The 24,074-nt window shown below is 61.4% G+C and carries 37 protein-coding genes and 1 tRNA gene; 30 read left to right on the forward strand and 8 right to left on the reverse strand.

The genetic code is table 11. The annotated features are described in order from the left end of the window. The first annotated feature begins 91 nt into the window (after positions 1-91). Both C8J45_RS01685 and C8J45_RS18815 read left to right on the forward strand, forming a co-directional pair. Positions 92-745 carry a carbonic anhydrase gene (locus C8J45_RS01685; RefSeq protein ID WP_107961644.1) on the forward strand — a complete coding sequence of 218 codons (654 nt, stop codon included), beginning with the start codon at positions 92-94 and terminating at the stop codon, positions 743-745. A gap of 256 nt (positions 746-1,001) precedes the next feature. Further along, a complete protein-coding gene (locus C8J45_RS18815) occupies positions 1,002-1,949 on the forward strand; it encodes a hypothetical protein (protein ID WP_146168552.1) in 948 nt (315 codons plus the stop codon). 56 nt (positions 1,950-2,005) lie between these two features. Here C8J45_RS18815 and C8J45_RS18820 read toward each other — a convergent pair whose 3' ends face one another. The 8 genes from C8J45_RS18820 to C8J45_RS01725 form a co-directional block, all read right to left on the reverse strand. Further along, entirely contained in the window at positions 2,006-2,662 is a 657-nt protein-coding gene (locus C8J45_RS18820; protein WP_146168553.1) for an MAE_28990/MAE_18760 family HEPN-like nuclease, read from the reverse strand. Positions 2,663-2,666: 4 nt separating this feature from the next. Beyond that, complete coding sequence (locus C8J45_RS01700; RefSeq protein WP_219907349.1) at positions 2,667-3,659, reverse strand: DUF262 domain-containing protein; 993 nt, start codon at positions 3,657-3,659, stop codon at positions 2,667-2,669. Continuing rightward, positions 3,656-3,817 (reverse strand): hypothetical protein, encoded by a 162-nt coding sequence (locus C8J45_RS19390; RefSeq protein ID WP_219907317.1) that lies wholly within the window; start codon positions 3,815-3,817, stop codon positions 3,656-3,658. The genes C8J45_RS01700 and C8J45_RS19390 overlap by 4 nt, the downstream gene beginning before the upstream one ends. Before the next feature lie 92 nt (positions 3,818-3,909). After that, entirely contained in the window at positions 3,910-4,194 is a 285-nt protein-coding gene (locus C8J45_RS01705) for a DNA-binding transcriptional regulator (protein ID WP_107962185.1), read from the reverse strand. Beyond that, positions 4,194-4,577: a type II toxin-antitoxin system RelE/ParE family toxin gene (locus C8J45_RS01710; protein WP_374956411.1), complete on the reverse strand. Its 384-nt coding sequence runs from the start codon at positions 4,575-4,577 to the stop codon at positions 4,194-4,196. Before C8J45_RS01710 ends, C8J45_RS01705 begins: the two co-directional genes overlap by 1 nt. Positions 4,578-4,771: 194 nt before the next feature. Then, entirely contained in the window at positions 4,772-5,308 is a 537-nt protein-coding gene (gene nusG / locus C8J45_RS01715) for a transcription termination/antitermination protein NusG (protein WP_055872668.1), read from the reverse strand. Between the two features lie 13 nt (positions 5,309-5,321). Then, positions 5,322-5,519, reverse strand: a complete 198-nt coding sequence (gene secE / locus C8J45_RS01720; protein WP_056047594.1) for a preprotein translocase subunit SecE — start codon at positions 5,517-5,519, stop codon at positions 5,322-5,324. A gap of 539 nt (positions 5,520-6,058) precedes the next feature. Continuing rightward, positions 6,059-6,135, reverse strand: a tRNA-Trp gene (locus C8J45_RS01725). A gap of 167 nt (positions 6,136-6,302) precedes the next feature. Between C8J45_RS01725 and C8J45_RS01730 the strand changes: the two genes are divergently transcribed. The 28 genes from C8J45_RS01730 (at position 6,303) to rplO (ending at position 23,919) form a co-directional block, all read left to right on the forward strand. Beyond that, complete coding sequence (locus C8J45_RS01730; protein WP_107961648.1) at positions 6,303-7,316, forward strand: alpha/beta fold hydrolase; 1,014 nt, start codon at positions 6,303-6,305, stop codon at positions 7,314-7,316. Positions 7,317-7,731: 415 nt separating this feature from the next. Continuing rightward, on the forward strand, positions 7,732-8,103 hold the full coding sequence (gene rpsL / locus C8J45_RS01735) for a 30S ribosomal protein S12 (RefSeq protein ID WP_010164594.1): 372 nt from the start codon (positions 7,732-7,734) through the stop codon (positions 8,101-8,103). 53 nt (positions 8,104-8,156) lie between these two features. Beyond that, positions 8,157-8,627 (forward strand): 30S ribosomal protein S7, encoded by a 471-nt coding sequence (rpsG, locus tag C8J45_RS01740; protein WP_055872660.1) that lies wholly within the window; start codon positions 8,157-8,159, stop codon positions 8,625-8,627. Positions 8,628-8,774: 147 nt separating this feature from the next. Continuing rightward, positions 8,775-10,871, forward strand: coding sequence for an elongation factor G (gene fusA, locus C8J45_RS01745; RefSeq protein WP_056047600.1), 2,097 nt, complete (start codon positions 8,775-8,777; stop codon positions 10,869-10,871). A gap of 213 nt (positions 10,872-11,084) precedes the next feature. After that, the gene (gene tuf, locus C8J45_RS01750; RefSeq protein ID WP_031393767.1) at positions 11,085-12,278 is read left to right on the forward strand and encodes an elongation factor Tu; all 1,194 of its coding nucleotides are present in this window, start codon (positions 11,085-11,087) and stop codon (positions 12,276-12,278) included. 631 nt (positions 12,279-12,909) lie between these two features. Beyond that, positions 12,910-13,188: a type II toxin-antitoxin system ParD family antitoxin gene (locus C8J45_RS01755; protein ID WP_107961649.1), complete on the forward strand. Its 279-nt coding sequence runs from the start codon at positions 12,910-12,912 to the stop codon at positions 13,186-13,188. Then, a complete protein-coding gene (locus C8J45_RS01760) occupies positions 13,185-13,481 on the forward strand; it encodes a type II toxin-antitoxin system RelE/ParE family toxin (protein WP_107961650.1) in 297 nt (98 codons plus the stop codon). Before C8J45_RS01755 ends, C8J45_RS01760 begins: the two co-directional genes overlap by 4 nt. A gap of 171 nt (positions 13,482-13,652) precedes the next feature. Further along, positions 13,653-13,961 carry a 30S ribosomal protein S10 gene (gene rpsJ / locus C8J45_RS01765; RefSeq protein ID WP_007406109.1) on the forward strand — a complete coding sequence of 103 codons (309 nt, stop codon included), beginning with the start codon at positions 13,653-13,655 and terminating at the stop codon, positions 13,959-13,961. A 288-nt stretch (positions 13,962-14,249) separates the two neighbouring features. Next, positions 14,250-14,996, forward strand: coding sequence for a 50S ribosomal protein L3 (rplC, locus tag C8J45_RS01770; RefSeq protein ID WP_056060507.1), 747 nt, complete (start codon positions 14,250-14,252; stop codon positions 14,994-14,996). 2 nt (positions 14,997-14,998) lie between these two features. Further along, positions 14,999-15,625, forward strand: coding sequence for a 50S ribosomal protein L4 (gene rplD / locus C8J45_RS01775; protein ID WP_056047616.1), 627 nt, complete (start codon positions 14,999-15,001; stop codon positions 15,623-15,625). Then, a complete protein-coding gene (locus C8J45_RS01780; RefSeq protein WP_107961651.1) occupies positions 15,618-15,932 on the forward strand; it encodes a 50S ribosomal protein L23 in 315 nt (104 codons plus the stop codon). The genes rplD and C8J45_RS01780 overlap by 8 nt, the downstream gene beginning before the upstream one ends. A gap of 4 nt (positions 15,933-15,936) precedes the next feature. After that, positions 15,937-16,776, forward strand: coding sequence for a 50S ribosomal protein L2 (rplB, locus tag C8J45_RS01785; protein WP_055872649.1), 840 nt, complete (start codon positions 15,937-15,939; stop codon positions 16,774-16,776). A gap of 1 nt (position 16,777) precedes the next feature. After that, positions 16,778-17,053, forward strand: coding sequence for a 30S ribosomal protein S19 (rpsS, locus tag C8J45_RS01790; protein ID WP_031393761.1), 276 nt, complete (start codon positions 16,778-16,780; stop codon positions 17,051-17,053). After that, on the forward strand, positions 17,053-17,430 hold the full coding sequence (gene rplV, locus C8J45_RS01795) for a 50S ribosomal protein L22 (RefSeq protein WP_056047621.1): 378 nt from the start codon (positions 17,053-17,055) through the stop codon (positions 17,428-17,430). Before rpsS ends, rplV begins: the two co-directional genes overlap by 1 nt. Beyond that, entirely contained in the window at positions 17,430-18,137 is a 708-nt protein-coding gene (rpsC, locus tag C8J45_RS01800; RefSeq protein ID WP_055872646.1) for a 30S ribosomal protein S3, read from the forward strand. The genes rplV and rpsC overlap by 1 nt, the downstream gene beginning before the upstream one ends. A 15-nt stretch (positions 18,138-18,152) precedes the next feature. After that, positions 18,153-18,587, forward strand: a complete 435-nt coding sequence (gene rplP / locus C8J45_RS01805; RefSeq protein ID WP_031393758.1) for a 50S ribosomal protein L16 — start codon at positions 18,153-18,155, stop codon at positions 18,585-18,587. Between the two features lie 4 nt (positions 18,588-18,591). Continuing rightward, positions 18,592-18,798, forward strand: a complete 207-nt coding sequence (gene rpmC / locus C8J45_RS01810; protein ID WP_055872644.1) for a 50S ribosomal protein L29 — start codon at positions 18,592-18,594, stop codon at positions 18,796-18,798. A gap of 10 nt (positions 18,799-18,808) precedes the next feature. Continuing rightward, positions 18,809-19,081, forward strand: a complete 273-nt coding sequence (rpsQ, locus tag C8J45_RS01815) for a 30S ribosomal protein S17 (RefSeq protein WP_031393756.1) — start codon at positions 18,809-18,811, stop codon at positions 19,079-19,081. Positions 19,082-19,244: 163 nt separating this feature from the next. After that, the gene (rplN, locus tag C8J45_RS01820) at positions 19,245-19,613 is read left to right on the forward strand and encodes a 50S ribosomal protein L14 (protein WP_031393755.1); all 369 of its coding nucleotides are present in this window, start codon (positions 19,245-19,247) and stop codon (positions 19,611-19,613) included. Next, positions 19,613-19,930 carry a 50S ribosomal protein L24 gene (gene rplX / locus C8J45_RS01825; protein WP_056047623.1) on the forward strand — a complete coding sequence of 106 codons (318 nt, stop codon included), beginning with the start codon at positions 19,613-19,615 and terminating at the stop codon, positions 19,928-19,930. Before rplN ends, rplX begins: the two co-directional genes overlap by 1 nt. A gap of 52 nt (positions 19,931-19,982) precedes the next feature. Beyond that, positions 19,983-20,546: a 50S ribosomal protein L5 gene (gene rplE / locus C8J45_RS01830; protein ID WP_082441396.1), complete on the forward strand. Its 564-nt coding sequence runs from the start codon at positions 19,983-19,985 to the stop codon at positions 20,544-20,546. Positions 20,547-20,674: 128 nt separating this feature from the next. Beyond that, entirely contained in the window at positions 20,675-20,980 is a 306-nt protein-coding gene (rpsN, locus tag C8J45_RS01835; protein WP_056015537.1) for a 30S ribosomal protein S14, read from the forward strand. 10 nt (positions 20,981-20,990) lie between these two features. Further along, entirely contained in the window at positions 20,991-21,386 is a 396-nt protein-coding gene (gene rpsH, locus C8J45_RS01840; RefSeq protein ID WP_031393751.1) for a 30S ribosomal protein S8, read from the forward strand. Next, entirely contained in the window at positions 21,386-21,919 is a 534-nt protein-coding gene (rplF, locus tag C8J45_RS01845; RefSeq protein WP_056047628.1) for a 50S ribosomal protein L6, read from the forward strand. The genes rpsH and rplF overlap by 1 nt, the downstream gene beginning before the upstream one ends. Further along, positions 21,919-22,275: a 50S ribosomal protein L18 gene (gene rplR, locus C8J45_RS01850; RefSeq protein ID WP_031393749.1), complete on the forward strand. Its 357-nt coding sequence runs from the start codon at positions 21,919-21,921 to the stop codon at positions 22,273-22,275. The genes rplF and rplR overlap by 1 nt, the downstream gene beginning before the upstream one ends. 3 nt (positions 22,276-22,278) lie before the next feature. Next, a complete protein-coding gene (gene rpsE, locus C8J45_RS01855; RefSeq protein WP_060524133.1) occupies positions 22,279-23,073 on the forward strand; it encodes a 30S ribosomal protein S5 in 795 nt (264 codons plus the stop codon). A 6-nt stretch (positions 23,074-23,079) separates the two neighbouring features. Beyond that, a complete protein-coding gene (rpmD, locus tag C8J45_RS01860) occupies positions 23,080-23,256 on the forward strand; it encodes a 50S ribosomal protein L30 (protein ID WP_055872633.1) in 177 nt (58 codons plus the stop codon). 120 nt (positions 23,257-23,376) lie between these two features. Next, positions 23,377-23,919: a 50S ribosomal protein L15 gene (gene rplO, locus C8J45_RS01865; RefSeq protein ID WP_056047631.1), complete on the forward strand. Its 543-nt coding sequence runs from the start codon at positions 23,377-23,379 to the stop codon at positions 23,917-23,919. Positions 23,920-24,074: the final 155 nt, after the last annotated feature.

The following is a 24,074-nucleotide window of genomic DNA, read 5'->3' on the forward strand; positions in this document are numbered from 1 at the left end:
CCCGATCGACCCGCGGTGCAGGAACCCGCAAGGTATTGAAGAGGTTTCACAGCCATGGCCCGTTGGGCCGTTTTCCGGGAGAACTACAACAATGACTGACTTTTCCGACCTCGTGGATGGCTATCAGCGGTTTCACACGTCTGATTGGCGTCGCGAGCGTGAGCGTTGGACGCAGCTTGCAGGCGAGCAAAAGCCCCGCGTGATGGTGATCGCCTGCTCGGACAGCCGAGTCGAGCCTGCACAGATTTTCGATACCTTGCCCGGCGAGATCTTCGTCGTCCGCAACGTTGCCGCGCTGGTCCCGCCCTGCGAGTCGGGTGATGGCGGCTATCACGGCGTTTCGGCCGCGGTCGAATTCGCAGTGACGCAGCTCAAGGTCGAGGAAATCGTCGTCCTCGGTCACGGCAGCTGCGGTGGCTGCAAGGCGTCGCTCGCGCGCACCTTCGAGAAGACCGAAGACGGCGCGGACGGTCGCTTCATCGGCGATTGGGTCGGCCTGCTCGACGACGCGCGCGACAAGGTCGAAAGCGAGTATGACGATCTCACCAGCCGCGAAGCCTATCGCGCGATGGAGCAGGAAGGCGTGAAGACGTCGATCCGCAACCTCCGCACCTTCCCGTTCGTCCGCAAGGCCGAGGAAGCAGGCGAGCTCAAGATCCAGGGCGCGGTTTTCGCGATCGACGACGGATCGCTCGTCGTGCTCGACGAGTCCGGCAAGTTCGAGGCTGCCAAGCCCCGCATGTAATGCGGTGATCCATAGAGGGGCGGCGCGATCATCACGGTCGCGCCGCTTTTTTCATGCCCGCAAGGTCGGGATCCATCACACGAAATTCTCGAGTCCCGACGCAGCGCTCCGGTCAGGCACCGCCGCCAGACCAAGATGTTCCAGCCACTGCCTCAAGCCGCTGCACCACCGGTCACGCTCATCCTGCACAAGGCCACCCTGCACGAGGCGAAGAACCGGCCTTGCAATGTAGGATATCCAGGCAGACCCCGGCGCCATGCCGCGCGCTTCAACCCCCGACGTGTTCACCCGACGCCAGGCCGCGCAGAACGCCGCGTTCCTCGCCAGCCTTCGCCGCACCGGCAACGCCCGAGAGGCCGCCCGCGCGCTCGGCTATAACCGTTCCACCTTCACCAAGCGCCGCGCCGTCCACCCCGCCTTCGCCGCCAGATGGGACGCCGCCCTGGCGTTCGCATCCGCCGCCCTAAATCTCCCCTCCCGTCCACGGGAGGGGTCGGGGGAGGGGAGTGCCCCAAACACCACCGTCTCAAACAAATCCCCCACCACGACAAGAACCGCCAACGGCCGCCTCCAGCTCCGTCGCCCCACCGCCAACCGCCTCGACCACGCCGCCGAGCAAGCCTTCCTCTCCGCGCTCTCCGCCACCGCCAACATCCGCCTTTCGGCCGCCGCCGCCGGGTTCAGCCACTCCGCCTTCTACGCCCGCCGCAAGGCCAGCCCCGCCTTCGCCCGCGAGATGCGTCTGGCACTCGCGGCGGGCTACGAAACCGTCGAGTCCGCGCTGATCGCCGGCTCGCTATCCGGCTCGCACGACCACGACGAATGGCGTCACAACGATCCCCCATCGATCCCGCCGATGACTGCGGACCAGGCGCTTCAGCTTCTCCACCTGCACGCCAGGACGGTCCACCTCCAGCAGGAGCCACCGCACATCAAACGCCGCCGCGGCGAGTCGTCCGAAGCGCACAGCTACCGCCTGTCGGCGATGTACGAAGCCCGCCAGGCCCTGGATCGCGAAGCCTTCGACATCGCCGAAGCCGCCCGCCGCGAACGCGGCGAACCCACGCTCATGAACCCCGATCCGCCAAGACTCCCGGCGCTCGATCAGGTCACCGGCTGGAGCAGGGCCGATCCGACGAAGGTGGCGCACGATCCGGATGTCGCGCTGTTCGGTGGGTGGCGGTTGAAGGATTGGGAGGGGTGAGGGGGTATCGGGGGGGGGGCGGGTACGCGGCTACTTCTGGCGGTAGGCGGCAAATTTTAAGGGCCGCGAAGGCTGCCTAATGAGAAGTGATCTAAGAGTTCGACTGAAAGATGATGCAGCAAAAATACGATCCTTTGCTGTAAGGCGAACATGTCTTTTGCCAAGTCGCTGTCAGTTTTTGTTGGATCGAAGGTCAATGACTCTCCATGCGCGCAATCATGCCGCATAGAGACGAGTTTTCCGATATCCGGGCGCGCAAAACCATACTTGCTTGAGTCGATACCAACGCTTTCTATGGCCCATATGAACGTAGGGTAATTCAGGTTGCCACAATCCATTATTATACTGACAGGGGGAGGCGTAACATTATCAATGATGGTCGCGGATACGGATCCAAATGTAGCAAGGTCTCCATTAGATTTGTTATCAACAATCTTTCTAAGGCCTGACGCGAAGAGGTGCTTTCTAATGTTAAAGCGGCACTCTGACCACTTGGCACCTGAGTCAAATATATCTAGCATTGACTGCGCGATAACACGCTTTGTAAAAGCTTCGTAATGAGCGTATGTTAAGACAACAAAGCATCTATAAGAATACGCAAATGCTGACTTATCTATTACAGAGCGATAGAGGTATAGTTTGGCTACGGCTAATTCAGCTTCTCTCCACTTTAATTCTTGATCGATTGTCGACTTTAGTTGAAGGGAGGCCATGCGATTATGCGTTCGCTATAGCCGCTTCAATTGCATTAATTCTACCGGCAAATTTGGACCGCTTGTTTGCTCCAGTCCCAACATTTTGTCTGAAATCAGACGATTGGCGCGTTTCGATTAAGGCGTCGTTGATGACGGTTGCGTTAGCCTGTTCGACTTTGTCGATGGTGCGGGAAACGCCACATACTATCGCTTCATAATAGGCTGGAGCAAGACCGCCGATAGGCTTGTCATTTTTAAATTTACAGAAAGCGCCTTCTCCGGCTACTCTTTCTACTGCATCAAACACACGACTAAAGATAGTTTCCTCATCGCCATAATCGAACGCTTCTTTTTCCAGAAGGACCGCTTCCATATAGTTGCTAAGCCAGTTCGCAACGTTACCGTAAAAATAAGAAGCGCCATTCTTTGCGGCAAAATAGTGAAGAACGAGTTCCTCACGCCCACGCTTTTCAATTTCAGTATCCGCTAATGTTTCGGTAAGCCTGACAAAAGACGGATGCTGCGAAAGTCTGATAAGATTCTCGTAAAATGCAACGCCTCGGTCACCAAATATTCTAGCTGAGCAATTTCTTATCTCCTGCTCGCTCAATTCTGAACCACCAGTATTGAGGCGCTTAAACATTTCGTATCGGAGAAATTCCTTGCTCTGGCGTTTTATGATAAGAGCTCTGACACCGGACCGTTTCAACTGAAGCTGAAGGGTTAGCGGTAAATCGGCAAAGGTCTTTTGGTTTAGTTCTGAGACAATGTCACATCCGACAAGCTTCAATGGTTCTTTATCAATGACTGCCGCATCGATAAATTGGGTCATCGAGCTCACACGTTGAAGGCCGTCGATGAGCTCGTAGCGGCCATCCTCGTTTTCGATGAAAAAAACTGGCGGAATTGGGAGTCGCAAAAGAACGGACTCAACTAACCGCGAACGCTGCTCATCAGACCATCGGAATAGCCGCTGATACTCAGGATCAATCCGTATTTCGTTTGCCCGCTTCAGTTGATTATTTCGCCGAAGCTTAGGTCGATGGCCTCGGTGCGGACTTCGCCAATCTTGGCATCAATTGCTGCCAGTAATTGAGATTGTGCTTCACGATCGATCGTTGCCGGGGTCGCAACGGCGATGCCGTCAGAATTCAGGGTAGGATTTTGTGCCATTCGCTCAACCTACTTAGAAAGTCGAACTGGTCAAGTTGAGGCGTAGCACGCCCGAAGATCGACGCCGAAACCTTGACGCGACTGCGCTCGCGTTACCGTACCTTCGCAATAATCGCCTCGACGCCCTTGGGATCCACCTCGATCATCTTCAGCAGCGTCGCCGATCCGGTATCCGGCAGGCGACGCTTCTGCTCCCAGTCGCGAACCGTGCCGACCGGGAAGCGATAGGTCTCGGCGAACGCGCCTTGCGTCAGCTTGGTCGCTGCCCGCACGGCGCGGACGTCTACCGTCGCCACGCGCGCGCGATCCGTATCACCATCGGCGAACGCGATGGCGTCTTCCAATCCCGCTGCGATCTTGTCGAATGCGCTCTTCATCATGTCCTCCGTGAGGTTGGCGTGTTCGTGGTGTCGTCTCGGTCGTCGTTGGCGTGCCGTTGCGTCAGGGTCGCCGCCAGCGTGCCGGTCAATGTCGCCAGCGCATTGCGCTCGGCCTTGGTCAGGTTTGCCTTTTCGGTCTTGCCGAACACGGTCAGCAGGAAGACCGGCAGGGTGTCGCCCGCGTAATAGGGGATCACGCGGTAGCCGCCCGATTTGCCGGTGCCGGGCTTTCTAACGCGAAGTTTTCGCGCGCCACCGCAACCGGGCATGATGTCGCCGATTTGCGGGTTGGCGGAAAGCGTGGAGACGATCGCGACGCGCTCGTCCTCCGTCATGCCGACGTCATCGGCAGCGGAGAGATACGCTCTGGTCTCGACCACCGTATGCATTGTACGATATGTACGGCAATGCCGTAATTCGGTCAATGGTCGGCAGGAGTCTGTGGGATTGGCGTCAGTTCGCAACCATGCGCGACGCGGGAGTAAATCCCGCGTCGTCGGCCGGGCCGGTGGCCCGCCGGCCGGGCTGGCGCCGTCTCGCGATTAGCCATTGGCTAATCGCGTGCGACTTGGCCTTACTTGCTTCTCTCGACCTGCTCGAACTCGAGCTCAACAGGCGTAGCACGCCCGAAGATCGACACCGAAACCTTGACGCGGCTGCGGTCGAAGTCGAGTTCTTCGACCAAGCCGTTGAACGTCGCGAACGGGCCGTCGAGGACCTTGACCTGGTCGCCGATCTCGTAGTCGACCTTGACCTTCTGCTTGGGCGCAGCGGCGGCTTCTTCCTTGCTGTTCAGCATCCGCGTGGCTTCCGCCTCGCTGATCGCCTGCGGCTTGCCCATGCTGCCGAGGAAGCCGGTGACCTTCGGCGTGTTCTTCACCAGGTGATACACGTCGTCGTTCATGTTCAGCTTGGCGAGCACGTAGCCCGGCATGAACTTGCGCTCGACCGCGATCTTCTTGCCGCGACGGGCTTCCGTCGTGGTTTCGGTCGGGACTTCGATCTGCTCGACGAGCTGCTCGAGACCCATCCGGGTCGCCTCGGCCATGATCGAGTCGCGGACCTTGCCCTCGAAGCCCGAATAGGCGTGAATGATGTACCAGCGCGCCATGACGGAACCTTGCTTACTGAGCGAGTTTGAGGAGGGCGGAGACGATCGCTTGCAGGATCGAGTCGACGCCCAGGAAGAACAGCGCGAGGATCGTCGTCATGATCACCACCATCACGCCGGTCATGACCGTCTCGCGACGCGTCGGCCACGTGACCTTCGCGGTCTCGTTGCGGACCTGCTGGATGAATTCGAGGGGGGACGTCTTCGCCACGATGTTCTTCGAACCCGCTGATTGAGAAACTGAGATGCGAGGCATAGACCCACTAGCCGCTCCCTGTGAAGGGCAGCGGCGGCAGGTCCGTCCTCGCTGTCGGAAGCGCGGCAGATAGCTGCCGTCACAGGTGAAAGCAAGTGCGCGGCAGGAGAGGGGCAGGCGTCGTATCGAAAGCGACACGGCGGTGACCGGGAGAAGTGGCGGGGGAGAGTGCTTGGGTCACTCGATCCCCCGCACGATCGTCTTGCCGGTGCCGGTTTGACCGGCGGCTCCGCTCCCACGGTTTCTATTTATCGTTCGGCTTGACGACGGCACCCGAGGTGTACGCCGAACGCAGACGAAAAAAAAGGCCGGTACAAGACCGGCCGTAAAAGTTTTTAGGAGAGGATGCCTGAAAGGCCTGATCGTTGTGCATCGCAGCACATCATAGATCAATTGCGAAAATTGCATTATGGAATGCAGTTTATGCAATCGTGATGGACGCGCGAAAGCGGCGGGAGCGACCGCCGCGATTTTTGCAGAGAATTTAAAGGGGGTGGCAGGAGTGCTCGGATTCGAACCGAGGGCCTTCGGTTTTGGAGACCGACGCTCTAACCAACTGAGCTACACTCCTACACGGACGCGCCCCTTACCCAGCGTTTTCGCGAAGGGCAAGCGTCTCGCGTGCAATTCGTCCCGCGAGGTCCCCGCAACCATCATCGTAAGGATGATGCGTTGCACGGTGCATGGTTTGCCCGTTAACCTTAAGCCGTCTCGTTGGATGTAGGAAAGCGTAATCGTATGAAGGCGGGATTGATGATGCTGGCGCTGCCGGCCGCGGCGTTGCTCATGGGGGCGGGGCCGGTTCCGCAGGTGCCGGACCTGGGGCCGCAACTCGAACGCTTCACCTACCCGTGGCCCGTGCAAACGATGGAAGTCGATATCGTCGGCAGCCCTGCGCAGATGGCGTTCATGGATATCGCGCCGCAGCGTCCCAATGGGCGCACGGTCGTCCTTCTCCACGGCAAGAACTTCTGCGGCGCGACCTGGGGCAGCACCGCGCGGGCGCTGAGCGAAGTCGGCTACCGGGTGATCGTTCCCGACCAGATCGGCTTCTGCAAATCGTCCAAGCCCCGCGTGGCACAGTATAGCTTCGAGATGCTGGCGACGTTCACCAAGCGGCTGCTCGAATCGCGTGGTATCACGCGGGCCACGATCGTCGGGCACTCGATGGGCGGCATGCTCGCGATGCGGTACGCCATTCTCTACCCGGCGTCCGTCGATAAGCTGGTGCTCGTCAATCCGCTCGGCCTGAAGGATCGCGGCGAGGAGGGCGTGCCCTATACCGACGTCGACACACTGTGGGCGAACGAGAAGAAGACGAGCTACGCATCGATCAAGGCGTATCAGCTCGAAAACTATTACCACGGCGTGTGGAAGCCGTCCTATGATCGCTGGGTCTGGATGCAGGCGGGCATGTATCAAGGGGCAGGGCGCGACACCGTGGCACTGGCGCAAGCCAAGACGAGCGAGATGATCAAGACGCAATCGGTCGCGCACGAGCTGTACCGGATCACGCCGTCGACGACTTTGATCATCGGGACGCTGGACAAGACCGCGTTCGGCCGGGCGCAGGCGCCGGCGAACTTACGCAAGTTCCTCGAACCGGTGCCGATGGTCGCGCCGCGCGCGGTGAAGCAGATGCCGAATGCGAACCTGGTGATGCTCGAGGGGTTGGGTCACTCGCCGCAGGTCGAGGATCCTGCGCGATTCGAGAAGACTTTGCTTGCCGTGCTCGGGACCCGACCACGGTAGAGGAGCTGCGATCCTCCCCAGCTAGGGGGAGGTGGCCGGCTCTTGCCAGGCGGAGGGGAAGGGGGCGACAACGCAGGTTTCGTGTTTCTCCCCCCCCCCCGTTACCAGCGGTGCCACCTCCCCCTGGCGGGGGAGGATTAGAAGGGGTGGTCGGCGGACTCGCGTGAGCAATTGTCTCCGCCCACGAAACCAATCACCTACCCACACCCAAACCGATTCCGCCCCGTTGACCGCGACCGACTCCTGACCTATAGGCGCGGCCTGTTCTTCGGGAGTGTTTCCCGCCGGGCATGCTTGAACATTGCTGGATGCATTCCAGGACCTGAGGGGCGCTCCCGCGTTCCTATGGTCCTTTTTGTATTCTCAGGCGCCTCATGGCTCCAGCAAAGTAACCACTTGAAAGGTGAAGGCTTCAATGCCGACGATCAACCAGCTGGTCCGCAAGGGCCGCGATCCGCAGAAGGCCAAGTCGAAGGTCCCTGCGATGGAAGCAAATCCGCAGAAGCGTGGCGTTTGCACGCGCGTCTACACGACGACCCCGAAGAAGCCGAACTCGGCTCTGCGCAAGGTGGCCAAGGTTCGCCTGACCAACCAGCGCGAAGTCATCAGCTACATCCCGGGCGAGGGCCACAATCTTCAGGAGCATTCGGTTGTCCTGATCCGTGGCGGTCGTGTCCGCGATCTTCCCGGTGTTCGCTATCACGTCCTGCGCGGCGTGCTCGATACACAGGGTGTGAAGGACCGGCGTCAGTCGCGTTCCAAGTACGGCGCCAAGCGTCCGAAGTAAGCCGATCGCTCATATTTGCGATCATCAAGGCTGAAGTTTAGAAGGAATACAAAATGGCACGTCGTCGTCGTCCCGAAAAGCGGGTCATCCTGCCTGATCCCAAGTTCGGGGATGAGGTTCTGTCGAAGTTCATGAACAGCGTCATGCTGGACGGCAAGAAGTCCGTCGCAGAGCTGATCGTGTACGGTGCATTCGAAACCGTCGAGCAGCGCGCCAAGCGCGATCCGATTGGCGTTTTCCACGATGCGCTGAACAACGTGAAGCCGGGCATCGAAGTCCGTTCGCGCCGCGTCGGTGGTGCAACGTACCAGGTGCCGGTCGAGGTTCGTCCCGAGCGTGCACAGGCGCTGGCGATTCGCTGGCTGATCGGTGCGGCACGTTCGCGCAGCGAGAACACGATGGCCGCACGGCTGTCGGGTGAGCTGATGGATGCCGCCAACAACCGTGGCAACGCGGTCAAGAAGCGTGAAGATACGCACCGGATGGCGGAAGCCAACCGTGCATTCTCGCACTACCGCTGGTAACAGCGGGCTTCCTGCCGCTGGTAACAGCGGGCTTTGAAGCCTAGCATTGCTATCCGTGTGACGGGCGGTCTTTCGCCTGTCATGCAAACACCTATATATTGGGGAGCCGGCACGTTCGGCTCCCCATATCCTTAAGGAAGCACGATCATGGCCCGCAGCCATCCGCTCGACCGTTACCGCAACATCGGCATCATGGCGCACATCGACGCCGGTAAGACGACGACGACCGAGCGCATCCTCTATTACACCGGCAAGTCCTACAAGATCGGCGAAGTGCACGAAGGCACCGCGACGATGGATTGGATGGAGCAGGAGCAGGAGCGCGGGATCACGATCACGTCGGCTGCGACCACCTGCAAGTGGCGCGCCGAAGAAGGTAAGGGCGAAGAGCACCTTATCAACATCATCGATACGCCTGGGCACGTCGACTTCACGATCGAAGTCGAGCGTTCGCTCCGCGTGCTCGACGGTGCTGTCGCATGCTTCGACGGCGTTGCCGGCGTCGAGCCACAGTCCGAGACCGTGTGGCGTCAGGCCGACAAGTACGGCGTGCCGCGCATGTGCTTCGTCAACAAGCTCGACCGCACCGGCGCCGATTTCTACTTCTGCGTGAACTCGATCATCGATCGTCTCGGTGCTCGTCCGGCCGTGCTGTATCTGCCGATCGGCATGGAAGGCGGCTTCAAGGGCCTCGTCGATCTCGTCGAGAACCGCGCGATCATCTGGCTCGAAGAGAGCCTGGGTGCGAAGTTCGAATATGCCGAGATCCCTGAGGATCTGGTCGAGAAGGCTGCGAAGTATCGCAGCGAGTTGATCGAGATGGCCGTCGAGCAGGACGATGCCCTCATGGAGGCGTATCTCGAAGGTAACGAGCCGAGCGTCGCCGACCTCAAGAAGCTGATCCGCAAGGGTACGCTGAGCATGGCGTTCGTCCCCGTCGTTTGCGGTTCGGCGTTCAAGAACAAGGGTGTTCAGCCCCTGCTCGACGCCGTGGTCGACTATCTGCCTTCGCCGCTCGACGTTCCCGCGATCCAGGGTCTGAAGCTCGACGGCGTAACGCCGGACGAGCGTCCTTCGTCGGACGACGTTCCGTTCTCGGCACTGGCGTTCAAGATCATGAACGATCCGTTCGTCGGCACGCTGACCTTCGCTCGCATCTACTCGGGCAAGCTGGAGACCGCATCGCAGGTCACCAACTCGGTCAAGGACAAGAAGGAAAAGGTCGGCCGCATGCTGCTTATGCATGCGAACAGCCGTGAGGACATCCAGGAGGCTTTCGCTGGCGACATCGTCGCGCTTGCGGGTCTCAAGGATACCACGACCGGTGACACGCTCTGTGCAATGAACGCACCGATCATTCTTGAGCGGATGGAATTCCCCGAGCCCGTGATCGAGCTGTCGGTGGAGCCGAAGACCAAGGCCGATCAGGAGAAGATGGGCGTCGCGCTCAATCGTCTCGCACGCGAGGATCCTTCGTTCCGCGTGTCGTCGGACCCCGAGTCGGGCCAGACCATCATCAAGGGCATGGGCGAGCTCCATCTCGAGATCCTGGTCGATCGCATGAAGCGTGAGTTCAAGGTCGAGGCGAACGTCGGCGCTCCTCAGGTCGCATATCGCGAGTATCTGAAGAAGCCGGTCGACGTCGACTACACGCACAAGAAGCAGTCGGGTGGTACCGGCCAGTTCGGTCGCGTGAAGGTCAAGGTCACGCCGGGCGAGCGCGGTTCGGGCATCACGTTCAAGGACGAGATCAAGGGCGGCAACATTCCGAAGGAATATCTGCCTGCGATCGAAAAGGGCTTCCGCGAAACCGCCGCTTCGGGTTCGCTGGTCGGCTTCCCGATCATCGATTTCGAGATCGTGCTGTATGACGGCGCGTATCACGACGTCGACTCGTCGGCACTGGCGTTCGAAATCTGTGCACGTGGCGCGATGCGCGAAGTCGCACAGAAGTCGGGCATCACGCTGCTCGAGCCGGTCATGAAGGTCGAGGTCGTCACCCCGGAAGATTACCTGGGCGACGTCATCGGCGACATGAACAGCCGTCGTGGCCAGATCCAGGGCACCGACAGCCGCGGCAACGCGCAGACGGTCGAGGCGATGGTCCCGCTGGCGAACATGTTCGGCTACGTGAACTCGCTCCGTTCGTTCACGCAGGGCCGCGCGCAGTACTCGATGCAGTTCTCGCACTATGACGAAGTGCCGCAGAACGTTGCGGACGAGGTGAAGGCTAAGCTGGCGTAAGCCCGAGGCGCACCGAGCCAGGTTTTCCTGGCTCGGAGACGCCGAAAGGCCGGCCGGCTTCGGTCAGCGATCGAAGTTCGACGACGCGGAATTTACTTCCGCGTCGGCCTCTCCCCAAGCAGGGGCTGGCGCAACGCTTTAACAGCCGCTATTGGGCCGCGTTCGCGCGGTTCCCGGGGTGGCACCGGAATACGAATCAGAAGGTAGGAAACAATGGCCAAGGCAAAATTTGAGCGGAACAAGCCGCATCTCAACATCGGCACCATCGGTCACGTGGATCATGGCAAGACGTCGCTCACCGCTGCGATCACGAAGGTTCTGGCAGAGACGACCGGCGGTACCGCTGTCGACTTCGCCAACATCGACAAGGCTCCCGAGGAGCGCGAGCGCGGTATCACGATCTCGACCGCACACGTCGAGTACGAGACGGCCAACCGTCACTACGCGCACGTCGATTGCCCGGGCCACGCCGATTATGTGAAGAACATGATCACCGGCGCAGCCCAGATGGACGGCGCGATCCTCGTCGTTTCGGCAACCGATGGCCCGATGCCACAGACCCGTGAGCACATCCTGCTCGCACGCCAGGTCGGCGTGCCTGCCATGGTCGTGTTCATGAACAAGGTCGATCTGGTCGACGACGAGGAAATCCTCGAGCTGGTCGAGATGGAAATCCGCGAGCTGCTCAGCTCGTACGACTTCCCGGGCGACGACATCCCCGTCATCAAGGGTTCGGCTACCTGCGCACTGTCGGGTTCGAACCAGAAGCTCGGCGCCGACGCCGTCACCGAGCTGATGCAGGCTGTCGACGACTACATCCCGCAGCCAGAGCGTCCGCTCGACAAGCCGTTCATGATGCCGATCGAGGACGTGTTCTCGATCTCGGGTCGTGGTACGGTCGTCACCGGCCGCGTCGAGACCGGCATCGTCAAGGTTGGCGAGGAAGTCGAGATCGTCGGCATCCACCCGACCGTCCGCAAGACCACGGTCACGGGCGTCGAGATGTTCCGCAAGCTGCTCGACCAGGGCCAGGCTGGCGATAACGTCGGCGCACTGATCCGCGGCGTCGCACGCGACGAAGTCGAGCGTGGCCAGGTGCTCTGCAAGCCAGGCACGATCAAGCCGCACACCGACTTCAACTCGGAAGTGTACGTGCTGTCGAAGGAAGAGGGTGGCCGTCACACGCCGTTCTTCGCCAACTACCGCCCGCAGTTCTACTTCCGTACGACGGACGTGACCGGCACCGTCGAGCTGCCTGAGGGCACCGAGATGGTCATGCCAGGCGACAACGTGTCGCTCGGCATCAAGCTGATCGCACCGATCGCTATGGACGTGGGCCAGCGCTTCACGATCCGCGAAGGCGGCCGTACCGTCGGTGCAGGCGTCGTGAGCCAGATCGACAAGTAAGTATCTTCTCCTTCGGGAGTTGATCGAAAAGAGCCCGGCTTCTCGCGAGAGAGGCCGGGCTTTTTCGTGTTTGGAAGACTTGATCACCTGGCTTCGTGGCACTGGCGAAGATTGTCCAAATCGGTCGTGCCCGCCATGACGAGACGTTCCCGATTGCGAGGGTTCCTGATAGGGCAACTTGGCAGAGTGAGCCGCCGACGCCGTCAAAAAACTGTCTACCGCGAGCTATGGGCCGTGTTGGCTATCTGCGGTCTGGTGCTCTGCTACGTCGCCGTAATTTGGGAAATTCGACCGGGACCAGTTTGGACGGGTCGAATTGTTAGCTTTGGCATTGTGGAGCAGGACGGGTTTGGCCGAGTTGGAAGTGTTACTCAGGCGGTTGTTGACCTGCTGTCCGAAGGCAAAGTTTTGATCTCCTTGCCAAATGGGGCATCTTGCCGCGCCGGGTCGGCAATCGAAGTTGAAGAAGTTCATGCGTTGTTTGGGGTGCGTTTTCGGGTTGGTCCGCGCGGCTGCTCGATGTCCGCTAAGGCGTCCGTTCACCCAAAAGTCGACATTCCGTAATCCACCAACATCCGTCATTCTTTCTTGCAATGGGATCTTGTGGCATAAGGTCGACGGAGAACGTGCCATGGCATCCATCAAGATATCTCTGCCCGATCCGATGCACGACTATGTGCAAGCGCGGATAGACCGTGGGCAGTACGCTAGCGCTAGCGAGTATGTTCGGGATCTGATCAGTCGCGATCAGGGTGGCGTCGAGAACGAAAAGCGCTGGTTGCGTGACTTGGACGTGTCGGTATCCGATACGCTTGCCGAGATGGGGGCGGGCGGTGGCGTCGAACTCGATGCGGCATGTAACGCAGCACTGGCCGACATTGATGGGCTTGCCCGCTCGTCCCGCGCTTGAAAGTCGTCCTGTCGTCACGTGCAGTCGACGACCTCAAGCGGATCAGCGGCTTCATCGCGCTCGACAACCCAACCCGCGCCGGCTCCTTCGTTGGTGAGCTGCGCGAGGTAGCATTGCGACTCGCCGATGTTCCGTTCGGGTTCCCTTTGGTGCCGCGCTACGAAGCTCACGGTATCCGGCGGCGATCATGGAGGGGCTATGGGATACTGTACTCGGTCTTGCCCGATCGACTGTTCGTCCATCGGATTCTCGGCCCCGGCCAGGATTATGACCGGGCGCTCAGCTTGATCTGATCAAGAGGGGTAGGGCTGTCATCCTTGTAGGCCCCATCGCCCGCGGTCTGCGAAAATCGCAGGCTCCCCAGTTGCGTTTTCGCCGACTCTCCCGTAATGGCCCGCCTTCGGTTTAAACATCAACCAGCAAGAGCCCGGAAACGGGCCCGCTCTTTCGCATCGGTAGGGACTATGGACAGCAATATCCGCATTCGTCTGAAGGCGTTCGATCACCGTGTGCTCGATCAGGCCACTGGCGACATCGCCGACACCGCACGCCGCACCGGCGCGCTCATCCGCGGTCCGATTCCCCTTCCGACGCGCATCGAAAAGTTCACCGTGAACCGCGGCCCGCACATCGACAAGAAGTCGCGCGAGCAGTTCGAGGTGCGCACGTACAAGCGTATGCTGGATATCGTCCAGCCGACGCCGCAGACGGTCGATGCGCTCATGAAGCTGGACCTCGCCGCTGGCGTTGACGTCGAGATCAAGCTCGCCTAAGGGCTGGCGCGGCGCGGTCGACCGGTAACGTTCCCGCGCCGTTCGACATTGGGATACCGCCGTCGGTGAAAGCCGACGGGGCAGCGTCCCCCGTCACGCTTCCGCATCTGCAGGAGCACCAGCCCGGGACGGGGGCACGTTTCGTATTTACCGGGTTGAACCGACTCCATTCAGGGCTTTTGCCGGGGATGGGGTCAGGTGGACGCATCATGGAGCTCGCTCCGGACATGGTCCGCAAGCCCCCGAGGAATAGTCCGACGGGGCCTCTGTCTAGGAAGGGACAAGATCATGCGTACTGGCGTGATCGCGAAGAAGATGGGGATGACCCGCCTGTTCCAGGAAGATGGTCGGCACGTGCCGGTCACCGTTCTGGCACTCGAAGGCAATCAGGTCGTTTCCGTTCGCGAAATGGATCGTGACGGCTACACTGCCGTCCAGCTTGGTGCAGGTGTCGCCAAGTCGAAGAATGTCGCAAAGCCGCAGCGCGGCCATTTCGGCAAGGCCGAAGTGGAGCCCAAGGCTGTCGTCCATGAGTTCCGCGTGAACGCAGACGGCCTGCTCGACGTCGGCGCCGAGATCTCGGCTGACCACTACGTCGCAGGCCAGATCGTCGATATCCAGGGCAAGACCCAGGGTAAGGGCTTCCAGGGCGGCATGAAGCGTTGGGGCTTCGGCGGTCTGCGGGCAACCCACGGCGTGTCGGTCTCGCACCGTTCGCTCGGTTCGACCGGTCAGCGCCAGGATCCGGGCAAGGTCTTCAAGAACAAGAAGATGGCCGGCCACATGGGCGACAAGTATCGCACCCAGCAGAACCTCGAGATCGTATCGACGGACGTCGAGCGTGGTCTCTTGTTCGTCAAGGGTTCGGTTCCTGGCTCCAAGGGCGGCTGGCTCTTCGTCAAGGACTCGGTGAAGGTCGCGCGCCACGCCGACGCACCGTTCCCCGCCGGTCTCAAGACCGCAAACAGCAACACCGCAGCAGACACGCCGGCCGAAACGACCGACGCACCTGCAGCCGACGGCCAGGAGGGCTGAGCGTGAAGATCAAGGTTTCATCTTTCGCCGGCACTGACGCAGCGGACATCGAGCTCAACGACGAGGTCTTCGGCCTCGATCCGCGCGCCGACATCCTGCACCGTGTCGTCACCTGGCAGCTCGAGAAGCGTCGCGAGACGGCTCGTGGCACCCGTGAGCGCGCAGACGTTGCACGCACCGGCAAGAAGTTCGGTCGCCAGAAGGGCGGCGGTACGGCTCGTCACGGCGATCGTCGCGCCCCTGTGTTCATCGGTGGTGGTAAGGCTCACGGCGCACGCGTCCGTGACTTCAACCCGTCGCTGAACAAGAAGGTTCGCTCGCTCGGTCTGCGGATGGCTCTCAGCAGCCACGCCAAGGCGGGTTCGCTGGTCATCATGGACAGCCTGGCTGTCGAGGGTGGCAAGACCAAGACGCTGCAGGGCGATCTCGCAAAGCTCGGCTTCGGCAAGCGTGCGCTCGTCATCGACGGCGACATGGTCGACACCAGCTTCGCATTCGCTGCGGGCAACCTGTACGAAGTGAACGTGATGCCGGCTGCCGGCGCGAACGTTTACGACATCCTGAAGCATGACACGCTGGTGCTGACGCGCGCCGCTGTCGAAAAGCTGGAGGCGCGCTTCCATGGCTAAGAAGCAGAAGGTGGGCATCGATAATCGTCATTACGACGTTATCCTGGCCCCGCACATCACCGAGAAGACGACGACCCTGTCGGAGTTCAACGCGGTTGTGTTCAAGGTATCGAACGATGCCACGAAGCCCGAGATCAAGGCGGCCGTCGAGGCGCTGTTCGACGTGAACGTCGTCGGCGTGAACACGCTCGTCCAGAAGGGCAAGACCAAGAAGTGGAAGGGCACGAACTACTCGCGCTCCGACATGAAAAAGGCAATCGTGACGTTGAAGGACGGTCAGTCCATCGACGTGACGACGGGGATCTGAGGCCATGGCACTCAAGCATTATAATCCGACATCGCCGGCACGCCGCGGTCTCATCCTGGTCGACAAGTCGTCGCTCTGGAAGGGTCGCCCCGTCAAGGCGCTGACCGAAGGTAAGCACAAGACCGGCGGTCGTAACAACAAGGGCCATGTGACCTCGCGCGGCATCGCCGGCGGTCACAAGCAGAAGTACCGCTACATCGACTTCAAGCGTCGCAAGTGGGACGTCGAAGGCACCGTCGAGCGGATCGAGTATGATCCCAACCGCACCGCGTTCATCGCCCTGGTCAAGTACCCGGACGAAGAGCTGGCCTACATCCTGGCGCCACAGCGTCTGGCCGTCGGCGACAAGGTTCTCGCGGCCAAGAAGACCGACGTGAAGCCAGGCAATGCCATGGAACTCGGTCAGATGCCGGTCGGCACCATCGTCCACAACGTGGAGATGAAGCCGATGAAGGGTGGCCAGATCGCCCGTTCGGCCGGCACGTACGTGCAGGTCGTCGGTCGCGACAAGGGCATGGTGATGGTCCGCTTGAACTCGGGCGAGCAGCGCTACATCCGCAGCGATTGCATGGCGACGGTTGGCGCGGTCTCGAACCCCGACAACCAGAACCAGAACCTGGGCAAGGCAGGCCGTTCGCGCTGGATGGGTATCCGTCCTCTGACGCGCGGCGTCGCCAAGAACCCGGTCGACCATCCGCACGGCGGTGGTGAAGGCCGGACCTCGGGTGGCCGTCATCCGGTTACGCCTTGGGGCAAGCCGACGAAGGGTGCGCGCACGCGTCATAACAAGTCGACCGACAAGATGATCATCCGGTCGCGTCATTCGACGAAGAGGAAGGGCTAACATGGCTCGTTCAGTCTGGAAGGGCCCCTTCGTGGACCTTCATCTGCTCAAGAAGGCAGAAACCGCCCAGGACACCAACGCGCGTTCGCCGATCAAGACCTGGTCGCGTCGCTCGACGATCCTGCCGTCGTTCGTGGGTCTCACGTTCAACGTCTATAACGGCCGCAAGTTCGTGCCCGTCTCGGTCAACGAAGACATGGTCGGCATGAAGCTCGGTGAGTTCGCGCCCACGCGCTACTTCCCCGGCCACTCCGCCGACAAGAAGGGCAAGCGCTGATGTCTAAGCAAGTCAGCCCGCGCAAGGTCGCGGACAACGAGGCGCTTTCGGTCGGTACGCAGATCCGTGGTTCCGCGCAGAAGCTCGGCCTCGTGGCTGCGCTGATCCGTGGCAAGAAGGTCGGCGATGCGATGAACATCCTCGCCTTCTCGACCAAGGGCATGGCGATCGAAGCGCGCAAGGTGCTGGCCTCGGCCATCGCCAACGCCGAGAACAACCATAACCTCGACGTCGACGCACTCGTCGTCGCCGAGGCTTCGGTCGGCAAGTCGATCACGATGAAGCGCTTCGCCACCCGCGGCCGCGGCAAGTCGACCCGCATTCTCAAGCCATTCAGCCGTCTGCGCATCGTCGTGCGCGAGCAGGAAGAAGCATAATGGGTCAGAAGAGCAACCCCATCGGTCTGCGTCTGCAGATCAACCGTACCTGGGATAGCCGCTGGTACGCCGAAGGCGCCGACTATGGTCGGCTCCTGCTCGAGGATCTCAAGATCCGCGCATTCATCATGAAGACGCTGCCGCAGGCCGCGATCTCCAAGGTGGTCATCGAGCGTCCGGCCAAGCTGGCCCGTATCTCGATCTTCGCTGCACGCCCCGGCGTGATCATCGGCAAGAAGGGCGCGGACATCGAGAAGCTGCGTTCGACGATCGGCAAGATGACGTCGTCGACCGTGTCGCTGAACATCGTCGAGATCCGCAAGCCGGAAGTCGATGCGCGTCTCGTCGCGCAGGGCATCGCCGATCAGCTCGAGCGTCGTATCGCCTTCCGTCGCGCAATGAAGCGTGCGGTCCAGTCGGCGATGCGTCTCGGTGCCGAGGGCATTCGGGTGAACTGCGGTGGCCGTCTTGGCGGCGCCGAGATCGCACGGTCGGAGAGCTATCGTGAGGGTCGGGTTCCGTTGCACACGCTGCGCGCGAACATCGATTATGCCGAGGCTACGGCGCACACGTCTTACGGCGTTTGCGGCGTGAAGGTCTGGGTCTTCAAGGGCGAGATTCTCGGCAACGATCCGACGTCGTACGACCGCATCATGATGGAGGCTCAGACCTCCGGCGTGCGGCCGCAGCGCGACGATCGTCGCTAAGGGGCAGGAACAGACATGCTGCAACCAAAAAAGACCAAGTTCCGGAAGGCCTTCAAGGGCAAGATTTCGGGCGACGCCAAGAGTGGCTTCTCGCTTAATTTCGGCTCCTACGGCCTCAAGGCGATGGAACCCGACCGGATCACCGCACGCCAGATCGAGGCGGCCCGCCGCGCGATCACGCGTCACATGAAGCGCCAGGGGCGTTTGTGGATCCGCATTTTCCCAGACCTTCCGGTCTCGGGAAAGCCAGCCGAAGTCCGCATGGGTAAGGGCAAGGGCGCGCCGGAATACTGGGCCGCTCGCGTCAAGCCGGGTCGGATCCTGTTCGAGCTCGACGGCGTCGACGGCAAGATCGCCGCCGAGGCGTTCGAGCGGGCGGCCATGAAGCTGCCGATCAAGGTAAAGGTCGTTGCCCGCCTGGGCGACACCTCGCATCTGGGAGGCGAGTAAGATCATGGCTCGTATCGACGACATGAAGACCAAGAGCGACGACCAGCTGTCGGAGTCGCTCGGCGAACTGAAGCGCGAGCAGTTCAACCTGCGCTTCCAGGCCGCCACGAACCAGCTCGAAAAGCCGAGCCGTGTTCGTGAGGTCCGCCGCGACATCGCTCGCATCAAGACCCTGCAGGCTCAGCGCACCAGCGCTGAAGCCGCGAAGTAAGGAACGTATCATGCCGAAGCGCGTGCTGACCGGTCTGGTCGTGTCCGACAAGGGCGACAAGACGGTGGTCGTGAACGTCGAGCGTAAGGTGAAGCACCCGCTCTACGGGAAGATCATCCGTCGCTCGAAGAAGTATCATGCTCATGACGAGAGCAACGAGTTCAAGCAGGGCGAGACCGTGCGGATCGAAGAGACCGCACCGATCTCCAAGCTGAAGACCTGGAAGGTGATCGAGCGGGTCAACACCCACGCGACGCCGGAGCGGGCTTCGGCCGAGGGCTGAATTAAACACGAGGGCAGGGGGGCAACTCTCTGCGCTCTTGTTTTCGTAAACGGGAACGGCTAAGCGGCCGCTCCTCCCCGCTGCGGTTCGTCCGTGGCGGGGTGATTTTTTAGGCGGGGTTCGGTCGGTATCGACCCCAGAGACAGAGAAGGGATACGGATCCATGATCCAGATGCAGTCCAATCTCGACGTCGCTGACAACAGCGGCGCGAAGCGGGTGCAGTGCATCAAGGTGCTTGGGGGTTCCAAGCGTCGTGTTGCAGGCGTTGGCGACATCATCGTCGTCAGCATCAAGGAAGCGCAGCCACGTGGTCGTGTGAAGAAGGGCGACGTTCACCGCGCGGTGATCGTGCGTACCGCCAAGGATATCCGCCGTGCAGACGGTACGGTCATCCGCTTCGACGGCAATGCCGCGGTGCTGGTCAACAAGAACGAGGAGCCGATCGGCACCCGTATCTTCGGCCCAGTCGTTCGCGAGCTGCGCGGCAAGAAGCACATGAAGATCATCAGCCTTGCGCCGGAGGTGCTGTAATGGCGTCGCAGCGTATCAAGAAGGGTGACAAGGTCATCGTCCTGTCCGGCAAGGACAAGGGCAAGACCGGTGAAGTCACCGTCTCCATGCCGAAGACCGACAAGGTCGTCGTATCGGGCGTCAACATTGCCGTGCGCCACACCAAGCCGACTCAGGGTGATCCGCAGGGTGGCCTGATCCGCAAGGAGGCACCGATGCACGTTTCGAAGGTTGCGCACGTGACCGCCGACGGCAAGCCGACCCGCGTCCGCTTCGAGGAGCAGGACGGCAAGAAGGTCCGCGTCGCCGTCAAGACCGGGGAGAAGATCAATGGTTGATCAGAACACTGGCGCTGAGAACACCGGCACCGAGGCCGTCTACGTTGCGCGTATGCGCAAGCTGTATGACGAGACGATCATCAAGGCGATGACCGAGAAGTTCGGTTACAAGAATGTCATGGAGATCCCCCGGCTCGACAAGATCGTGCTGAACATGGGCGTCGGCGAAGCCACGCAGGACAAGAAGAAGGTCGACCAGGCTGCTTCCGAAATGGAGCTGATCGCCGGCCAGAAGCCTGTCGTGACGAAGGCCAAGAAGTCGATCGCGCAGTTCAAGCTGCGTGAAGGCATGCCGATCGGCGTGAAGGTCACCCTTCGCCGCGAGCGCATGTACGAGTTTCTCGACCGTTTCATCACGATCGCTCTTCCCCGCGTCCGCGATTTCCGCGGCCTCAACCCGAAGAGCTTCGATGGCCGTGGCAACTATGCCTGCGGTATCAAGGAGCAGATCGTGTTCCCAGAAATCAGCTATGACCGGGTCGACAAGGTCCGCGGCATGGATGTGATCGTGACGACGACCGCAAAGACCGACGACGAGGCTCGCGAGCTTCTCCGTCTGTTCGGTTTCCCGTTCCCGATCGAAGACGACGCTGCCGACGAGAAGAAGGCAGCTTAATCTAAGTCCCCCTCCCGCTTGCGGGAGGGGTCAGGGGAGGGGCCTTGCGCCTAACCGGCGTTGGTCCTTCCCTCCCCCAACCCCTCCCGCAAGCGGGATGGGAGCTAGCAAAGAAAGAACTTAAGTCGATGGCGAAACTGAGTTCAGTCAACAAGAACGAGCGCCGCAAGCGCATGGTCAAGCAGTATGCCCCGAAGTACGCGGCACTGAAGGCGATCGCAGCGGACAAGACGCTCGACGACGGTGAGCGTTTGATCGCTCGCCTCAAGATGGCGGCACTGCCGCGCAACGCGAACCCGACCCGCATCCGTAACCGGTGCGAGCTGACCGGTCGCCCGCGCGCCTATTACCGCAAGTTCCGGCTCTGCCGTATTCAGCTGCGCGATCTGGCCAACAAGGGCCTCATCCCCGGCGTCACGAAGTCGAGCTGGTAAGGACTAAATCATGGCAGTGACCGATCCCCTGGGTGATTTGCTCACCCGTATCCGTAATGGCCAGCGCGCGAAGAAGGACTCCGTCCTCACGCCGGCGTCGAAGCTGCGCGTCCGCGTGCTCGACGTTCTGCAGCGCGAAGGCTACATCCGTGGCTATAGCGAAGAGCAGATGGGCCCCGCGGCCGGCCTTCGCATCGAGCTGAAGTATTTCGAGGGCCAGCCTGCGATCAAGCATGTCGCGCGCGTCTCGAAGCCCGGCCGTCGCGTCTATTCCGGCTCGCAGGAACTCCCGCGCGTCCGTAACGGCCTCGGCATCACCATCGTCTCGACGCCCCGCGGCGTGCTCTCGGATTCCGAAGCACGCGAGCAGAACGTCGGCGGCGAAGTCCTCGCGGAGGTGTTCTGATGAGCCGCATTGGTAAGAAGCCGGTCACCGTACCGGCGGGCATCACGCCGACCATCGAGAACAAGCAGCTGACCATGAAGGGCCCCAAGGGTACCCTCAAGATGCCGCTTCGCGACGAGATCAGCTACACGATCGAAGACGGCGGCATTTCGGTGCAGCCGGCCAACGACACCAAGCGCGCTCGCGCGTTCTGGGGCATGCAGCGGACCATGGTGCAGAATCTGGTCACCGGCGTGTCGGAAGGCTTCACCAAGAAGCTGCTGATCACCGGCGTCGGCTATCGTGCCGCAGCGCAGGGTCGCAACCTCAAGCTGCAGCTCGGCTACAGCCACGACGTCAACATCGACGTGCCGGAGGGGATCGAAGTCAAGACCCCCGACAACACTACGATCGAGATCTCGGGTTCGGACAAGCAGATGGTCGGTCAGCTGGCCGCGGAAATTCGTCAGTGGCGCAAGCCCGAGCCTTACAAGGGCAAGGGTATCAAGTACGACGGCGAGTTCATCTTCCGCAAGGAAGGGAAGAAGAAGTAATGACCAAGGGACTTTCTCTTTTCGCCAAGCGGCGTCGCCGCAACCGTACCGCGCTCCGCGCACGTGCAGGCACCCGTCCGCGGTTGTCGGTGCATCGCTCGGGCAAGCACATCTATGCCCAGGTGATCGACGATGCCGCCGGCACGACGGTCGCATCGGCCTCGACGCTGGAGAAGGACGTGCGCGGCACGTCCGGCGCCAACATCGACGCGGCGACTTCGGTCGGCAAGCGCGTCGCCGAGGCTGCCAAGGCAGCGGGCGTGACCCAGGTCGTGTTCGATCGCGGCGGCTTCCTCTACCACGGTCGCGTGAAGGCTCTTGCCGATGCCGCGCGCGAAGCCGGATTGGAGTTCTAAGACATGGCTGACGAAAACAACACGCCGGCAGTAATCGCTCCCGAGACGACCGCACAGGACGTCACGGCCCAGAACGTTCCCCAGAGCACTGGCTACCAGGGCAACAACGGTGGCGGTCGCGGTCGCGGCGGTCCCGGTGGCGGCGGCGGCGGTGGTCGTGGTGGCCCCGGCGGCAACCGCAGCGGTGGCCCAGGCGGCAACCGCGGTGGTCGCGACGGCGGTCGCGGTCGCGACAATCGTGGTGGTCGTCCCGGTGCGGACGATGGCGGCGAAGAGCTGATCGAGAAGCTGGTGCACATCAACCGCGTCTCGAAGACGGTCAAGGGCGGTAAGCGCTTCGGCTTCGCAGCACTCGTCGTCGTCGGCGACGGCAAGGGTCGTGCAGGCTTCGGTCATGGCAAGGCGCGCGAAGTGCCGGAAGCCATCTCGAAGGCGACGGCTGCTGCCAAGAAGAAGATGGTTCGCGTTCCGTTGAAGGACGGTCGCACGCTGCATCATGACGGCAACGGTCACTTCGGTGCCGGCAAGGTCACGCTGCGGTCGGCGCCTCAGGGTACGGGCATCATCGCCGGTGGCCCGATGCGCGCAGTCTTCGAATCGCTGGGCGTTGCGGACGTTGTGACCAAGTCGGTCGGCACGTCGAACCCCTACAACATGATCCGCGCCACGTTCGAGGCCCTTGGTGAGCAGACCTCGCCCAAGGCCGTCGCACAGCGTCGCGGCAAGAAGATCGCCGACCTGCTCGGCCATGGTGGTTCGAAGACCGCCGAGGCCGATGCAGCTGCGATCACGGAGTAAGCGATCATGGCAACCATCAAGATCACGCAGACCGGTTCGCCGATCCGCCGCGAGAAGGATCAGCGCGCAACGCTGATCGGTCTCGGTCTCAATAAGATGCACAAGACCCGCGAGCTGGAAGACAGCCCAGAGGTCCGCGGCATGATCCGCAAGGTGCAGCACATGGTGTCGGTCGAAGGCTGAGCCTTCACGCTACCTAGTGACAAATACCGGGAAGGGGGCTAACGGCCCCCTTCCTTATTTCCGGATTCGATCCCGGCGATTTCAAACCAGCGCGTAACAAGCGAAAGCGAGTGCATTACCATGAAGCTCAACGAACTCCGCGATAACGAAGGTGCCCGTAAGTCCAAGATGCGCGTCGGACGCGGCATCGGCTCGGGCAAGGGCAAGACCGCAGGCCGCGGCCAGAAGGGCCAGAAGAGCCGCGAGGGCGTGTCCATCGCCGGCTTCGAAGGTGGCCAGATGCCACTGCACATGCGTCTGCCTAAGCGCGGCTTCAACAACATCTTCCGCAAGGACTTCGCAGAGGTCAATCTCGGCGCGATCCAGCTTGCGGTCGATGCCGGCAAGATCGAGGCGAACGCCACGCTCGACCACGACGCGCTGAAGGCCGCTGGCCTGGCGCGCGGCGGCAAGGACGGCGTCCGCCTCCTCGCCAAGGGCGAGCTGACCACGGTCCTCTCGTTCACCGTCGACGGCGCGTCGAAGGGCGCGATCGAAGCGGTCGAGAAGATCGGCGGCAAGGTCGAGGTGATCCACTTCGTCCCCGCAGCCGAGAAGGCTGCCGCCAAGAAGGGCGTGAAGTACAAGGAACGTGCGGCGCACAAGGCGTCGTTCAAGGCCTGACCTTGATGGGGGAGGGGGCGCCGAATGCGCCTCCTCCCTTTTCGTTTTTGGCGCCTGAGACGCTCCGCCGTGGCAGCCCTCACCATCTCTCCCCATCCCGTTCGTGCCGAGTAGAGGTCGAGCGCAGTCGAGAACTTTTATCGAGGTACAAGACC

The sequence above is a fragment of the Sphingomonas sp. PP-CE-3G-477 genome, from assembly GCF_003050745.1.
Lineage (GTDB): Bacteria > Pseudomonadota > Alphaproteobacteria > Sphingomonadales > Sphingomonadaceae > Sphingomonas.

Coding starts and splice junctions, on each gene's coding strand:
- rpsG (WP_055872660.1), top strand. CDS start 8,157: ATGGCACGTCGTCGTCGTCCCGAAAAGCGGGTCATCCTGCCTGATCCC.
- rplO (WP_056047631.1), top strand. CDS start 23,377: ATGAAGCTCAACGAACTCCGCGATAACGAAGGTGCCCGTAAGTCCAAG.
- rplE (WP_082441396.1), top strand. CDS start 19,983: ATGCGCAAGCTGTATGACGAGACGATCATCAAGGCGATGACCGAGAAG.
- C8J45_RS01705 (WP_107962185.1), bottom strand. CDS start 4,194: ATGAAGAGCGCATTCGACAAGATCGCAGCGGGATTGGAAGACGCCATC.
- rplF (WP_056047628.1), top strand. CDS start 21,386: ATGAGCCGCATTGGTAAGAAGCCGGTCACCGTACCGGCGGGCATCACG.
- nusG (WP_055872668.1), bottom strand. CDS start 5,308: ATGGCGCGCTGGTACATCATTCACGCCTATTCGGGCTTCGAGGGCAAG.
- rpsJ (WP_007406109.1), top strand. CDS start 13,653: ATGGACAGCAATATCCGCATTCGTCTGAAGGCGTTCGATCACCGTGTG.
- C8J45_RS18820 (WP_146168553.1), bottom strand. CDS start 2,662: ATGGCCTCCCTTCAACTAAAGTCGACAATCGATCAAGAATTAAAGTGG.
- tuf (WP_031393767.1), top strand. CDS start 11,085: ATGGCCAAGGCAAAATTTGAGCGGAACAAGCCGCATCTCAACATCGGC.
- rplN (WP_031393755.1), top strand. CDS start 19,245: ATGATCCAGATGCAGTCCAATCTCGACGTCGCTGACAACAGCGGCGCG.
- rplX (WP_056047623.1), top strand. CDS start 19,613: ATGGCGTCGCAGCGTATCAAGAAGGGTGACAAGGTCATCGTCCTGTCC.
- rpsS (WP_031393761.1), top strand. CDS start 16,778: ATGGCTCGTTCAGTCTGGAAGGGCCCCTTCGTGGACCTTCATCTGCTC.
- rpsH (WP_031393751.1), top strand. CDS start 20,991: ATGGCAGTGACCGATCCCCTGGGTGATTTGCTCACCCGTATCCGTAAT.
- C8J45_RS19390 (WP_219907317.1), bottom strand. CDS start 3,817: ATGGCACAAAATCCTACCCTGAATTCTGACGGCATCGCCGTTGCGACC.
- C8J45_RS18815 (WP_146168552.1), top strand. CDS start 1,002: ATGCCGCGCGCTTCAACCCCCGACGTGTTCACCCGACGCCAGGCCGCG.
- C8J45_RS01730 (WP_107961648.1), top strand. CDS start 6,303: ATGAAGGCGGGATTGATGATGCTGGCGCTGCCGGCCGCGGCGTTGCTC.
- rplV (WP_056047621.1), top strand. CDS start 17,053: ATGTCTAAGCAAGTCAGCCCGCGCAAGGTCGCGGACAACGAGGCGCTT.
- rpmC (WP_055872644.1), top strand. CDS start 18,592: ATGGCTCGTATCGACGACATGAAGACCAAGAGCGACGACCAGCTGTCG.
- rplP (WP_031393758.1), top strand. CDS start 18,153: ATGCTGCAACCAAAAAAGACCAAGTTCCGGAAGGCCTTCAAGGGCAAG.
- C8J45_RS01755 (WP_107961649.1), top strand. CDS start 12,910: ATGGCATCCATCAAGATATCTCTGCCCGATCCGATGCACGACTATGTG.
- rpmD (WP_055872633.1), top strand. CDS start 23,080: ATGGCAACCATCAAGATCACGCAGACCGGTTCGCCGATCCGCCGCGAG.
- rpsC (WP_055872646.1), top strand. CDS start 17,430: ATGGGTCAGAAGAGCAACCCCATCGGTCTGCGTCTGCAGATCAACCGT.
- rpsQ (WP_031393756.1), top strand. CDS start 18,809: ATGCCGAAGCGCGTGCTGACCGGTCTGGTCGTGTCCGACAAGGGCGAC.
- C8J45_RS01780 (WP_107961651.1), top strand. CDS start 15,618: ATGGCTAAGAAGCAGAAGGTGGGCATCGATAATCGTCATTACGACGTT.
- fusA (WP_056047600.1), top strand. CDS start 8,775: ATGGCCCGCAGCCATCCGCTCGACCGTTACCGCAACATCGGCATCATG.
- rpsL (WP_010164594.1), top strand. CDS start 7,732: ATGCCGACGATCAACCAGCTGGTCCGCAAGGGCCGCGATCCGCAGAAG.
- rplB (WP_055872649.1), top strand. CDS start 15,937: ATGGCACTCAAGCATTATAATCCGACATCGCCGGCACGCCGCGGTCTC.
- rplR (WP_031393749.1), top strand. CDS start 21,919: ATGACCAAGGGACTTTCTCTTTTCGCCAAGCGGCGTCGCCGCAACCGT.
- rpsN (WP_056015537.1), top strand. CDS start 20,675: ATGGCGAAACTGAGTTCAGTCAACAAGAACGAGCGCCGCAAGCGCATG.
- C8J45_RS01685 (WP_107961644.1), top strand. CDS start 92: ATGACTGACTTTTCCGACCTCGTGGATGGCTATCAGCGGTTTCACACG.
- rplC (WP_056060507.1), top strand. CDS start 14,250: ATGCGTACTGGCGTGATCGCGAAGAAGATGGGGATGACCCGCCTGTTC.
- rpsE (WP_060524133.1), top strand. CDS start 22,279: ATGGCTGACGAAAACAACACGCCGGCAGTAATCGCTCCCGAGACGACC.